Below are 13,571 nucleotides of genomic sequence, written 5' to 3'. Positions count from 1 at the left end.
GAGCGCGTGGAACAATTATTGCAAGCCATGGAGCGTCAGCTGCATGGACAAGCGTACAATATCCGATTGCTGGCAACAGCGCTGGTAGCAGGCGGTCATGTGCTTCTGGAAGGCGTGCCGGGACTTGGCAAGACGAAGATGGCTCGCACGCTGGCAAGCTTGATCGGCGGCGATTACCGGCGCATTCAGTTTACGCCGGATTTGATGCCAAGCGATATGACGGGCAGCATTATCTATCACATGCAGAAGAGCGAGTTTCAAACGGTGAAGGGTCCCGTGTTTACGAATATTTTGCTCGCGGACGAGATTAACCGTTCCGGTCCGAAGACGCAAGCGGCGCTGCTCGAAGCGATGGAAGAGCGGCAAGTGACCATTCAAGGGACAACGTATAAGCTGCCTGATCTGTTCTTTGTCATCGCGACGCAGAATCCCGTTGAATACGAAGGCACGTACCCGCTGCCCGAAGCGCAGCTTGATCGGTTTATGTTCAAGCTTGTCCTTAACTACCCGGACGAAGCGAGTGAGCGCAGCTTGCTAAGGGCGCATTCTGTAATGTCACGTCAGGAAGAACAGCCTGTGCAGCCGCTGCTTTCGCTGGACGCCATTCTTAGCGCGCAGCGTCAGCTTGCCAGTGTCATTGTGGAAGATTCTATTATCGACTATATTGCCGCTATCGTTCGATTAACAAGAGAGTCGCGCAGCGTTCAGCTCGGTGCGTCTCCGCGTGCCGGCATTGCCATATTAATGGCGAGTAAAGCTTGGGCGCTGCTCGATGGCAGAACGTACGTGACGCCGGATGATGTGAAGCTTGTAGCCCGCCCGGCGCTGCGCCATCGACTGTTATTGTCGGCGCAGGCGGAATTGGAGGGCGGAACAAGTGACGGCATCGTCCAAGAAACGCTTGCAGCTGCGCCAGTTCCTCGCTGATCGGTTCGTTCATCGGTCTGCGCTGCCGACCGGAAGGCTAATCGCCCTTGCTGCAGCAGGTGCGGTTGCGGCCGCCATTGTATATGCATTAGATTCGGCGTATGGACTCTATACGCTAGTTATCTGGAACTTGCTTCTGTTTCTTTTTACGATGATCGACTATTTGCTGCTGCCGAGGCGCGGCGTCTTCTCGCTGGAACGCACTGTTCAGGGCCAAGTGGATGTGCGTCAGAGTTTCGACGTGCAACTGACGCTTAGCGCGAGCCGGCAGCTGTACTTGGAGGTCTCGTTGACCGATGATCTGCCGCTTTCTTTCAAGCAGGCGACGGTCCATGACCGACTAAGGGGCGATAGCTGCGCACTAACGTATACTACGTCCAGCACCGAGCGAGGTTGGTATCCACTTCAACATGCACACTTGATCTATGGCGGCGGACTTGGTCTTATACGCAAATATGCCAGACTATCTTGCGACAGTGAAGTTCGCATTGTCCCCGACTTGTCGCAGGTTCGCGGCATTCTGGGTTCGACGCCGGCTACGCTGATCTTGGACGGGCAGAAGATTGTGAGAAAGACGGGCGCTGGCTTGGAGTTCGATTCGATACGGGAATATGTGCAGGGGGATGACCCGCGGACGGTCAACTGGCGGGCAGCCGCGCGCGCCAATAAGCTCATGACGAACGTGCTGCGTCCGGAGAGAGGGAAGATCGTTACTATTGCGATTGATTGCGGACGAATGATGGGCGTAGAACTTCAGGGACAGACGAAGCTCGATCGCGTATTGGAATCGGCGTTAGCGCTTGCTGCGGTGGCATTGAAGCAGGGGGATCAGGTCGCGCTGCTCGCCTTCTCCTCGAAGGTGAATGTTTACGTGCCGCCTGACAAAGGATTGGCGCATTTGAACCGCCTCACTGCGGCGGTGTATGATCTGCAGAGCGAATTTGTTGAATCGAGCTATCGCGTCGCATTCTCTTATCTCATGCGCGTTCAGAAGAAACGTTCGTTTATCGTTCTGTTCTCCGATATGGAGAGCTATCTATACCATGAGGATATCGCGGCATATGTCCGAAAGCTGCGCCGATCTCACATGCTCCTGCTCTTGTCACTGCAAGATCCGCTGCTGCACAAGTGGACGCATACGCCGGTTACAGATGCGCGCAGCGGGTTTATCCAGAGCGTCGCCCATAAGTTTAATTGGGACCGCAGACAGTATGCAGAGACAATGGCGCAAGGCGGCATACATGTGCTCGATGTACGAGCGGATCAGCTGACGCTCAGCGCGGTTAATCTGTACTTGAATTTGAAGAATCGCGATGCGCTATAGGGTAGCTGTCCGCTTCAGTGAACGCGACCCATACAAATAGTAAGCCGCGAGAAGAAGCAAGGTTGCTCCGGCTATGCCGTATTTGGCTTCAAGCGGCATCGTGGAAGGTGTAATGTAGCCCTCAATAATGCCAGCAATGACAAACAACGGCACGGTTCCAAGCAGCAGCTGCACAGACTCTTTGGCGGCAAGAAGAAACTCGTATTTGCGAGAGTAGGCGGTTGGCACAATCATGCGATAGGCCATATAGAAGCCGGCTCCCCCAGCGATGAAGATTGCCGTTAGTTCGATAATGCCGTGAGGCAGGATATACGCCCAGAACACGTAGCCTTTATCCGATTGAACGAATACAGCGAATAGCGCGCCGAGCAGCAGTCCGTTGCTTAGCATGAGATAAACGGTTCCGATGCCAAGCGTGATGCCGCTGACAAAAGCAAGGACGGCCACGCGAATATTGTTGGTCATAATCTCGGTAGAGACGATGGGACTATGCAAATCACCACGGGGCAGCTCCGTTTGAGACGGATCAATATTCTGTGCAATCGTAGCTGGCAGCAGTGCATGAGCATTTAACGGATCGTTCCACACCGAGATGAAGCCCGATAGAGCGCCAATGATAAACAGCCCGAACGCAATAGCGACGAAGCTGAGCCTGGAGCGGATAAGGCCGATAAAGTGCTGACCGAAGAAATGCCTCAGCTGCGCGCTGCTCTTGTTGCTTTCCAGGTAAATCATATGGTGCGCCCGAGATACGAGATGGTTCAAATATTGCGTCGTCTCGTTCTGGGGAAGGTAGGTGCGGAATGTCGCCAGATGGGAAGAGACGGTTTTGTACAGGACGGTAAGCCGGTCGACCTCAGCTATGCTGAGTGTGCTTCGTCTGCGAGCGAATCGTGCAAGCAGCTGCTCAAGCTCCGACCATTGCGATTTATGCTGCTTCGTAAATGTACTCATATCCATGTCGGCCGTGTCTCCTTATGATGGATCAGGCTCGTGTGGCAAGCCCTCCCGTTCATGCTAACATAATTTGGGGGAAGAGAGGAGAGCGCTATGAACAGTTTTTTGGAAAAAGAAGCCGTTGTCGTCACTCCGGAGCGAGTGCAGCTCAGCTTCTTCACGGCAGGTATCGGCTCTCGAGGCATTGCTCAATTGCTCGATGTTCTGCTGCTTGCCGTCTTTAATCTTCTCGTATTTCTTGCAGTGGCAGGAATAACGGGAATCGCTGCTATCCGTGCTATCGACTATGCGGTTGCCATTATGATTATCCTTCTGGCGCTAATTAATATCGGCTATTTCATCGGGATGGAATATTACAACGGGGGACAGACGTTAGGCAAGAAGTGGGTGGGCATTCGAGTGCTGCAGGAGAACGGGCATGCGGCTACTTTTCTATCCATTCTCATACGCAATCTGTTCCGTCTGCTCGACATGCTGCCGATGTTTTATTTTCTCGGAATCGCCGTCATGTTGTTTAGCAAGCACGATAAACGGCTCGGCGATATGGTGGCAGGGACGATTGTCGTTGTCGAGGTACAGCGTGATCGGCTGAAGCAGAAGAAGCGTGTTGATCAGGAGCTTCAGAGGCTGGGTAGATCATTGCCAGATATACTGCTTGCGGAAGAGCATCGCCGCCTAATTGAACACGGCGACTGGGTACTGCTTGCTGCCTATGTGGACCGGCTTCCTCATTTGACGGAGGAGAAGGCCAATGAGTACGGAGCGCAGATCAGGCGTCACTTCGCTGCCAAGCTGACGGAAGGACCGCAGTTTGGCGATGATCGTACTTATCTAGTTTGGCTGTATACGCAGCTGCGAGACGAATGGGAGATATGATGGGCATTGCCGGAGTCAACCACAGCGAAAAACCCTTGCATACGCAAGGGTTTTTATCATTATATTCCCTCGAAGCATTCGAGGCCGAATCACCTGATACCATAACCTGGCGTAGCCGACTTCACCGCTGTCGCCTTGCCCTCGGCGCCACTCGCGTTTACGGCGCTCACCTTATAGTAGTAGGTTGTGCCAATAGAGGCCGTCGTATCGGTGGAGGTCGTGCCGGTAACCTTGGCAGCAATCGTTTCGTACGTCCCGCTTGCGGAAGTGGAATGCATGACGTTATAGCCTGTTGCATTCTTAACCGCACTCCAAGTGAGAATAACTCTGCCGCTGCCCGCATCGGTATAGGCATTGAAGTTGCCAGGGGCAGGGAGAAGGATATATTGACCGAGATCAATATTCGGATTAACTGGCGTGACAATCGTAATGTCTGCTCGATTCACGAACACGCTGTTGCTAGGGCCGCTCTCGCCGGAGCTATCCACTGTTGTAACGATATAGGTGTATGTTTTGAGCAGGCCAACCGAAGTATCCGTAAACGTCGTTCCGCTAACTTTAGCTCCTACCGTCACATACGATTTACCGGAGTCCTCGGAGCGCTTCACGTTATAGGAGACGAAGCCGCCAACCTTGTTCCAGTTAAGCACGACGCCAGTGCCGCCTCTTACTGCTGTTAAATTCTGAGGCGATGGTGGAGGGAGCTCGATGACATTCACAGGCAGAACGAGGGAAGGCGCGCTTTCGCCGTTCGCGTTCACAGCTGTCACTTCATAATAATACGTCTTTCCTTTGGCAGCTGTCGTATCGGTAAATGTCACGGTTTTCACGCCAGTTCGCTTTGTTGTAAATGGACCGCCAGGAGATTCCGCACGCTTCACATTATAGCTCGTTGCATCTTTAACGGAACCCCAGCTCAGTTGAACGTCGGTTCGATCCAATATCGTTTCATTAAACTTCCCTACTTCTTGCCGTACGCTAATCAGCTTGGCAGACAAGTTATTAGGCGGCTTCGGCGCTGGGCAGTGGAAGTCCTGTTGATAGAGCGGATAACGCAAATCGAGCAGCTTCAGCCTGATTTGATCGTCGGCGACCCATATATCATAGCCTGCGATGGCATCCAGCCTGAGGTACGCATCGACATAGATCTTGTCGCATCGCCCTTGTTCATAGTAGCGGCTGTAGCCAGCTTGTATTCCGGGACTCAGATCAATGCCCGCATAAGCAATATCGAGTAAGGTGAGTGTCAGCTGAAAATCCGGTCCAGCCGACAGACTCGCATCCAGCTTGGAATCTACATTCAGTGATGCTGTGTTCGTGGTGTTATGAATGAGCCGGAAGCCATTGCTAAGCGAGTAGTTGAAGCCTTCCTCGAGATGGAATTTATCGTCGAAGGTGATGGTCAAGGAAGCCCGGAAGTCCGGATCAATCTTTAAGAAGAGCTGCCCTTTGACGAAGACGCCTGTGAAGACGGGCACATAGAACGGTGTCGTCAGCGGAATGAGCTTGGGCTCGGTTAATGCGCCTCTACCTGTGTCGGCTTTCACGGTTACGTTCGTTGTAATATCGCCTGTGAGCACCAGCTGGGAATAGAAATCAAGGTCTACGTCGAACCAATCCACATCCACATCGAGGCCGATATCAGCTAGTACCCCGAGGTTACAGAAGTTCATGCGAGCATCAAGAATAACGCCTCCGTAATTGGCATTATTCAAGCCGATATTAAAGCAAGGCAAGGTTAAGGCCGTACTCTGTACGGCTACATTGTTTGTATTGATCTGAACGGAATCGTTAATCGGTGTGAGCTGCTTTGGATTAATTGCTTCTGCCGTATGGATATCGAGCTTGGAGAAGACTTCCCGCAGCTTAGGAACAGAGGTTTTCACGACAAGCGCGCCATTATCCTTGCGGATGGAGACGACCTTCTTCGCAATGCCGCCGTAATAGGTGGCAGTGGGAGGCAGGATAAACACATCGCCGACATTCAGTTTCAAGTTCGGGTCGTTAATGATCCATGTATCTTTGTCGCGTTTCGTATAATTTGTGCTGGTGCTTTTCTTGACTTCCGGCTTGTATTGGACGATTTTGCGAGTAGGTTCTGGTGCCGGCGGCTGGGCAGGATCTACTGGCGAGTAATGCCGTGCACGTACTAACATCACAGCTGCTTCGGCCCGGGTTGAGGAGTTGCCGCCTTTGAACTTGCCATCGGGGTAGCCTTGAATGATGCCTGTTTCGAGCGCTTCTTCGATGAGGTCGCGATTCCTCTTGATATCCGCTTGATCCTTCAGTTTCTTAAGCAGCTTCTCGTCTTTCTGAGACGAAGGTTGAAGCTGGAGCGCTCTTACAATCCATAGTGCCATCTCATAACGCGTAATTGGCTGACTCGGTTTAAAGCTGCCATTCGAATAGTCGGCGAGCTGCAGAATGCCGCTCATAAGACCTGCAGCAATATAAGGAACGGACCAACGCGACGCTGCAATGTCCTTGAAAGGTACGTATGTAGAATCCTTAGGCAATTTCCTCAGTTCGACGAGCATTTTAAGAAACTGCTCCCTTGTTACTTTGCCCGCGGGCTGAAACGTTCCATCCTCGAAACCGGCCACAATACTGGCAGTCGCCAGCTCCGTAATCTCGTTGTACGCCCAGTGCGCCTGAATATCGCTGAATGTAGCTGGTTGCCCTTGCGCGGTTGTATTGCTCTCGCCCTCTGCTGCGGTAAGTGCAGGGCTTACGATGCCCAAGAGCAGCAGGAAAGCGGTTGTCAGGATGAGTGATTTGAATGCTCTTCTCAACAGAATAACACCTCTCATTTCGTCCTTCACGGATACTTGCGAATTAAAAATACTAAATTACCATCGAGAAGTTGCTCGAATGGTAGGGGCTGATGAAATATTTTTTACCGGGATAATTGGCCGTGTGCGCATTAGTAGCTGGGACTTTTCCCCTGTAGCCTCTGCACATGAGCAAGGACCAAATATTCCCTACCGGAGAACCCGAACACAGTGGGAATTGGAGCTTTTCTCCGTCTATTGGATTAATTTACTAGAATACGCAGCGAATAAGAAGGAATATTGACGAAGCAAGGCGAATGCTCTGAGCCGCAAAATTTTATATTGGGGCAGAAGGGTGATTATCGTTGAACAAGCAGTCGAAGTGGGTACTTGGTATTGTTTTACTAGTTATACTGTTTACTAGCCGTCCAGAAATATCAAACGCGATGGCAGAGATTGATTCCTCTATTCAGGTTTCATATAGTATCAAACCAGGGGATACGTTATACGCAATTGCGAAGAGGTTCTATCTGACCAGTGATTATGAGCAGGTAGCGAAGACGAATGGACTGAATCCGAAGACAAGCTTGAAGGCGGGAACGACGCTGCAGCTATCGAATCCGCTCGTGCTGGACCAATACACAGTGAAGCTCGGGGATACGCTATACGCGATTACGAACCATTTTTTCAATCGTACTCAATATTTGGACATCCTCATGGCCTATAATCAGATTACAGATCCGAACACGGGGCTGAAGATTGGCATGGAGCTGCGTATACCGCTGCCTTCCGGGGAGAAAAGGCATACCGTCGTGAAGGGCGATACGCTGTACAGCTTGGTTAAGCAGTATATGAAGCATCAAGACTACGAGCAGGCGATCGCTCGCTACAATGGGCTGCTGCTGGACACGGCCACTTCTATTAAAGCAGGGCAAGTGCTGCAAATTCCAAACCTGTATTATTTGTCAGAGCCGGTAGGAGCGACAGCTGCCACAGACAAGACGGCAACGGCGGTCAAACAATCCAAGAGCGTCTCCATAGAAATCAACGTAACGCGGAACAAGCTGTACGTGTACACCGGAAGTGCCATTGTGAAAAGCTTTGACATCGCCAGCGGAAGGCAGCAGGGGCTTACGCCAATGGGAAGCTTCGAGATTGTGACGAAGATTAAGAATCCATGGTACATGGCCAAGGAAATTCCAGGCGGCGACCCGAAGAACCCGCTCGGCAGCAGATGGCTAGGTCTAAGTGTGCCGACGAATACGGCAGGGACCAAGTACGGCATCCACGGCACGAACGCGCCTTCCTCAATTGGCAAGAATGCAAGCGCGGGGTGCATTCGGATGAATAATAAGGACGTGGAATGGCTGTTCGATACAATACCGACAGGCACCACGGTGAAGATACACGTTTAATTGCAATTAAGCCCATTTTTAATTCATAGTTGACACATCGGAATTATCTGTATATTATAAACCCATAAGATTTAACAAAACTTACCGGACAACCGGAAGTTTCCTTTACTAATACTCCTGCGAGGGAGCTTGGCATAGGGAAACTTCCGGTTTTTGCTTTGTCCAATTCTGAAGATCGAGGTGTTTATAATGACGAAGAGAATCCCAGCTTACCGGAAATTATCCTTGTTTATTATCGCTTTACTTAGTTTAACCCTGGCATTGACCGCTTGCGGCTCGAACAATTCGAGCAGCTCATCTGACACCGGCAATACAACTGCAGCCAATTCCGATAACTCCAAGAATACAACAGGATCATCCGCTACGAAAGAAATCCATATTGGCTACCAGAAATACGGCACCGTCAATATTCTCAAGGCTAAAGGAACGCTCGATAAACGTTTGGAAGCAGAGGGCTACAAGATCACTTGGACTGAATTCCCAGGTGGACCGCAATTGCTGGAGGCGCTGAACGTTGGCAGTATCGACATCGGCCATACCGGCGAAGCTCCGCCGATCTTCGCACAAGCTGCCGGCGCTCCGCTTGTCTACTTGGCTCATGAGCCTGCAAGCCCGAATAGCGAAGGCATTCTCGTGCCGAAGGATTCGAAGATTACATCGCTAGCCGACTTGAAGGGCAAGAAAGTTGTGCTTAACAAAGGCTCGAACGTTCACTATTTGCTCGTCAAAGCGCTGGAGAAAGCAGGCGTTAATTATAACGACATTCAGACGGTATTCCTGCCGCCGGGCGATGCAAGGGTTGCTTTTGAGAATGGCACTGTAGATGCATGGGTTATCTGGGATCCGTTCCTAGCTGCTGCACAAACCGCAACAGGCGCTAAATTGCTGACCGATGGCAAGGATCTCGTATCGAACATCGAGTATTACCTCGCTTCCCGCAAGTTTGCGGAAGGGAATGGACCCGTCATTGCAGCCTTCAAGGAAGAGCTGGATAAGATCGACAAGTGGGCTCAAGAGAATCAGAAGGATGTCGCAGCGCTGCTGTCTCCTCAGCTTGGCATTGATATTCCATCACTTGAACTGGCCGCATCACGTAGAGGCTACGGCTTGGCATCAATCGACGATTCCATCATTGAAGCGCAGCAGAAGATCGCTGATACCTTCTTCAATCTGAAGCTCATTCCGAACGCCATTCAGGTGAAGGATGCAACGCTGAAATAGCAAGAACCAACCAATAACCGACAACGGAAAGGGTGTTTGACAATGGAAGTATTTTGGTTTATTCCGACTCATGGTGATGGACGTTACTTAGGCAGCGCTGAAGGTGCGCGCGTCGTAGATGCGAAATATATGCAGCAAATTGCTCAGGCGGCTGACCGCCTTGGCTATGGGGGCGTGCTGCTCCCAACAGGAACCTCTTGCGAGGATGCATGGGTTACGGCTTCTTCCCTTATTCCATTCACGGAACGGCTGAAGTTTCTGGTCGCCTTACGGCCAGGGCTGATGTCGCCGACGTTATCCGCGAGAATGGCGTCGACCTTCGATCGTATTTCGAACGGACGATTGCTCATCAACGTCGTAACCGGCGGGGATCCGGTGGAGCTTGCAAGCGAAGGGGTATTCCTTAACCACGACGAGCGCTATGACCTGACAAGCGAGTTTCTTGATATTTGGCGCAAGGAGCTAAGCGGAGAGACGGTCGATTACGAAGGCAAGCATTTGAAAGTAAAAGGTGGCAAGGTTCTCTACCCGCCGGTACAGAAACCATACCCGCCGCTTTACTTCGGGGGATCTTCCCCAGCAGGCCAAGAGGTAGCCGCAGACCATATCGACGTCTATCTGACATGGGGCGAGCCGCCGCAGGAAGTTGCCAAGAAGATTGAACAGGTTCGCAAGCTCGCTGCGGAGCGGGGAAGAGAAGTACGCTTCGGCATACGTCTGCACGTCATTGTTCGTGAAACGTCCGAGGAAGCATGGAGAGAAGCGGCTCGTCTGATCAGCAAAGTCGATGACGATGCGATTGCGGCAGCTCGCAAAGTGTTCGCGCGTTATGACTCGGAAGGGCAACAGCGGATGTCCAGCCTGCATGGCGGCGACCGGAGCCAGCTGGAGATTTACCCGAACCTGTGGGCGGGCGTAGGTCTTGTTCGCGGCGGCGCGGGTACGGCTCTCGTAGGCAATCCGACCGAGGTGGCTGGACTGATGAAGGAGTATGCGGCCCTTGGCATTGATACATTTATTTTGTCCGGATACCCGCATTTGGAAGAAGCTTATCAATTTGCCGAGCTCGTCTTCCCACTGCTTCCACTTCATGGGGTGAAGGCGGCAAGCGGACCTTCATCGACAAGTCCGTTCGGCGAGCTTATCGCGAATGCGATCAAGCCGGCGGAACGGGCTGCAGCGAGATAGGGGGGAAACGAGAATGAAGAGCCCCGCGACACGTAATTGGAGAACGGGTACGTTATCTATCGGACTCGAGTGGTTGATTCCGATTCTGATCGTCATTATCTGGCAATGGCTCGGCAGTATGGGGTGGATCTCGCAGCGGATTCTGCCGACGCCAGTATCCGTCTTGGAAGCCGGAATTAAACTCGTTAAAAGCGGTGATTTGTTCGTCTATATCGGCGACAGCTCCAGGCGGGCACTGATCGGATTTCTGATCGGCGGCGTCATCGGACTGGTGCTCGCCATTCTGAACGGATTGCTGCCGCTTGCGGAGAAGTTGACCGATTCGTCGATTCAGATGATTCGTACAATCCCGCATCTGTCGCTCATTCCGCTTATCATCGCCTGGTTCGGCATCGGCGAGCAGGGGAAGATCTTTCTCGTCGCGCTCGGCGTCGCGTTCCCGATTTACTTAAACACACTTCACGGGATCCGATCCGTCGATTCGGGGTTAATTGAGATGGGCCGCACTTACGGTCTGCGCGGCTTCAAGCTTTTTCGAACGATTATTCTTCCGGGCGCGCTTCCGTCCATTCTGGTCGGACTTCGGTTCGCACTCGGTATTATGTGGCTCACACTAATCGTCTCTGAGACGATTTCGGCCAATAGCGGTATTGGCTATATGGCAATGAACGCGAGGGAATTCTTCCAAATGGACGTTGTCGTGCTTAGTATTATCATCTACGCATTGCTAGGCAAGCTGTCGGATTGGCTGGCGAAGCTGCTGGAGAGGAGTTGGCTGCAATGGCATCCGCATTATCGGCGAGCAAAATAACAGGGTCGCAGCAAACGGTGGCCAAAGTGGGGACTGCTTCCCCTTCCCCTTCCAAGGGGCTGCAGGTTGATGTATCGGATGCAGTCGTTCAATTCGGCGACCTGACCGTGCTTCGGAATCTCGATCTATCGATTCAAGCCGGCCAGTTTCTGGCTGTTGTTGGACGAAGCGGCTGCGGCAAGAGTACGCTCCTTCGCCTACTGGCAGGGCTGGAACAAGCTTCGCGAGGTTCAGTAGCCATTGGCGGTGCGGCTTCATCCGGGCTCCGGCCGGATGTGCGGGTCATGTTCCAGGACGCTCGGCTGCTCCCTTGGAAGAGTGTGCTGGATAACGTTCGGATCGGCGTAGAAGGCGGCGATCGTGCCAAAGCGCTGGATACGCTTGAGCTCGTCGGCCTTGCCGACCGTGCGAAGGAGTGGCCTTCCGTCCTCTCTGGCGGACAACGGCAGCGTGTCGCGCTTGCTCGGGCACTCGTCAGCAATCCGAGTCTGCTGCTGTTCGACGAACCGCTCGGCGCGCTTGATGCACTTACCCGCATTGAGATGCAGCAGCTCATCGAACGGTTATGGCTGGAGCGCGGGTTCACCGCCGTACTCGTCACTCACGACGTGAGCGAAGCCGTAGCGCTTGCTGACCGCGTCGTGCTGGTCGAGAACGGCACGATCTCGCAAGATATCTCTATCGCGCTGGCCAGGCCGCGCGAGAAGGATAATGGCTTTGCCCATTATGAGAGCGGCATTCTGAATCGTGTGCTGGGTAGACGCTCTTCTAGCGCCAATCAGGAAGGGTTTGCGATCTAGCAGAGTTGGCAACAGTAGAAGTAGAACCGAGTCTCCTCGTCAGGTGGAGGGGATTCGGTTCTTTTTTCGTTCCAGCCAGTTAACCATGTTAATGATGCGAGCCCTTACTTCTGCTATCATTTTTGTATACACAGCGCTCATAGGTTTCTTACTCGACTTCATACTACGGTTAAGGAGTGAGTTGATGAGAAAATTCGCAAGTGCGGCCACGGCCATGCTGCTAGGGGCAATGATCTTTGCTCCATCTGTTCTGGCAGCGGACAAGCAGGTAACGGCTCAAAGTTCAGTAGCACAGATTGAACCGGCGGTTGATGGGAATCGGATCGTGTGGGCGGATAAGCGCAGTGGGAATTACGATATTTATATGATGGATTTGAGCACAGGGCAGGAGTGGCAGATTACTTCGGACAGCTCGAAGCAGGTAGACCCCGCCATCTCTGGAGATCGAATTGTATGGACGGATTATCGGAACGGGAACGCGGATATTTATATGTTCGATCTTGCGACGTGGGAAGAATTCCAACTTACTACGAATGAGGCAGGCCAGTGGAACTCGGCAATCAGTGGCGATACAATCGTTTGGGAAGATGATCGCGGCGGCAACTTGGATATTTACAGCTTTAATCTGAAGACCAATCGGGAAAGCCGAATCACGACGAATAGCGCGGATCAGTATGTTCCAGCTCTAGCAGGCGACAACATTGTGTGGCAGGATGAGCGAAACGGTACGTCGGATATTTATCGGTACAATTTAAACACAGGGCTGGAGAGCCGATTGTCGACAGCGGATAATAGCGATCAATCCTCGCCTTCCATTAGCGGGAATACAGTCGTTTGGCTGGATAGTCAGAACGATCAGGAGCGGATTGTCGCGTACGATCTACAGAGCGGGGTTGAACGTCCACTGGCTAGTGATACGTCGCCGGATGCGAAGAAGTGGAGCCCTGATGTTTCAGGAGACAACGTCATATGGGTCGATACTCGGGACGGGAACTGGAATATCTACCTTTACAATCTCGCAACCGGGCTGGAGAGCAGAGTTACAACGGATAGCTCCAAGCATTATGAGCCTGCGATCAGCGGCAGCCAGGTTGTCTGGGAGGATAACCGCAATGGCAGCCTAGCGATCTACACCATTAATTTGAGCGAAAATAGTTAAACATAAGACGAGTGGGGATAACGCTCGTCCAATAAGCAGACCGCAGATTCGTTACGGATGTAACGGATATGCGGTCTGTTTTGCTTATGCCGCGCCATACAATGTACTATGTACGATCCCAA

The 13,571-nt window shown here is 52.2% G+C and carries 11 protein-coding genes; 9 read left to right on the top strand and 2 right to left on the bottom strand.

The window, feature by feature from the left end; all coding sequences use genetic code 11:
• The first annotated feature begins 6 nt into the window (after window positions 1–6).
• Both AC0YNX_RS13830 and AC0YNX_RS13825 read left to right on the top strand, forming a co-directional pair.
• Window positions 7–927 (top strand): AAA family ATPase, encoded by a 921-nt coding sequence (locus tag AC0YNX_RS13830; RefSeq protein WP_475816277.1) that lies wholly within the window; start codon window positions 7–9, stop codon window positions 925–927.
• A complete protein-coding gene (locus AC0YNX_RS13825; protein ID WP_475816276.1) occupies window positions 878–2,251 on the top strand; it encodes a DUF58 domain-containing protein in 1,374 nt (457 codons plus the stop codon). Before AC0YNX_RS13830 ends, AC0YNX_RS13825 begins: the two co-directional genes overlap by 50 nt.
• Here AC0YNX_RS13825 and AC0YNX_RS13820 read toward each other — a convergent pair.
• On the bottom strand, window positions 2,246–3,211 hold the full coding sequence (locus AC0YNX_RS13820; protein WP_475816275.1) for a stage II sporulation protein M: 966 nt from the start codon (window positions 3,209–3,211) through the stop codon (window positions 2,246–2,248). The two genes, AC0YNX_RS13825 and AC0YNX_RS13820, sit on opposite strands and share 6 nt — an antisense overlap.
• Window positions 3,212–3,301: 90 nt before the next feature.
• Here AC0YNX_RS13820 and AC0YNX_RS13815 point away from each other — a divergent pair, with 90 nt between their 5' ends.
• Window positions 3,302–4,084, top strand: a complete 783-nt coding sequence (locus AC0YNX_RS13815) for an RDD family protein (RefSeq protein ID WP_475816274.1) — start codon at window positions 3,302–3,304, stop codon at window positions 4,082–4,084.
• 89 nt (window positions 4,085–4,173) lie between these two features.
• On the opposite strand, the gene AC0YNX_RS13810 is transcribed toward AC0YNX_RS13815, so the two are convergent.
• A complete protein-coding gene (locus AC0YNX_RS13810; protein WP_475816273.1) occupies window positions 4,174–6,876 on the bottom strand; it encodes an S-layer homology domain-containing protein in 2,703 nt (900 codons plus the stop codon).
• A gap of 344 nt (window positions 6,877–7,220) precedes the next feature.
• On the opposite strand from AC0YNX_RS13810, the gene AC0YNX_RS13805 reads away from it, so the two are divergent.
• The 6 genes from AC0YNX_RS13805 to AC0YNX_RS13780 all read left to right on the top strand — a co-directional run bounded on the left by AC0YNX_RS13805 (window position 7,221) and on the right by AC0YNX_RS13780 (window position 13,449).
• Window positions 7,221–8,270, top strand: a complete 1,050-nt coding sequence (locus AC0YNX_RS13805) for a LysM peptidoglycan-binding domain-containing protein (protein WP_475816272.1) — start codon at window positions 7,221–7,223, stop codon at window positions 8,268–8,270.
• 189 nt (window positions 8,271–8,459) lie between these two features.
• On the top strand, window positions 8,460–9,491 hold the full coding sequence (locus AC0YNX_RS13800) for a sulfonate ABC transporter substrate-binding protein (RefSeq protein ID WP_475816271.1): 1,032 nt from the start codon (window positions 8,460–8,462) through the stop codon (window positions 9,489–9,491).
• A gap of 42 nt (window positions 9,492–9,533) precedes the next feature.
• A complete protein-coding gene (gene ssuD / locus AC0YNX_RS13795) occupies window positions 9,534–10,679 on the top strand; it encodes an FMNH2-dependent alkanesulfonate monooxygenase (RefSeq protein WP_475816270.1) in 1,146 nt (381 codons plus the stop codon).
• A 13-nt stretch (window positions 10,680–10,692) separates the two neighbouring features.
• Window positions 10,693–11,490: an aliphatic sulfonate ABC transporter permease SsuC gene (gene ssuC, locus AC0YNX_RS13790; RefSeq protein WP_475816269.1), complete on the top strand. Its 798-nt coding sequence runs from the start codon at window positions 10,693–10,695 to the stop codon at window positions 11,488–11,490.
• The gene (locus AC0YNX_RS13785) at window positions 11,460–12,290 is read left to right on the top strand and encodes an ATP-binding cassette domain-containing protein (RefSeq protein ID WP_475816268.1); all 831 of its coding nucleotides are present in this window, start codon (window positions 11,460–11,462) and stop codon (window positions 12,288–12,290) included. The genes ssuC and AC0YNX_RS13785 overlap by 31 nt, the downstream gene beginning before the upstream one ends.
• Window positions 12,291–12,474: 184 nt before the next feature.
• A complete protein-coding gene (locus AC0YNX_RS13780; protein WP_475816267.1) occupies window positions 12,475–13,449 on the top strand; it encodes a hypothetical protein in 975 nt (324 codons plus the stop codon).
• Window positions 13,450–13,571 lie beyond the last annotated feature (122 nt).

It is taken from the genome of Paenibacillus sp. J31R98 (assembly GCF_056269245.1).
The sequence above is the reverse complement of the archived record's forward strand: the minus strand, read 5'-3'. Positions and strand labels throughout refer to the sequence as shown.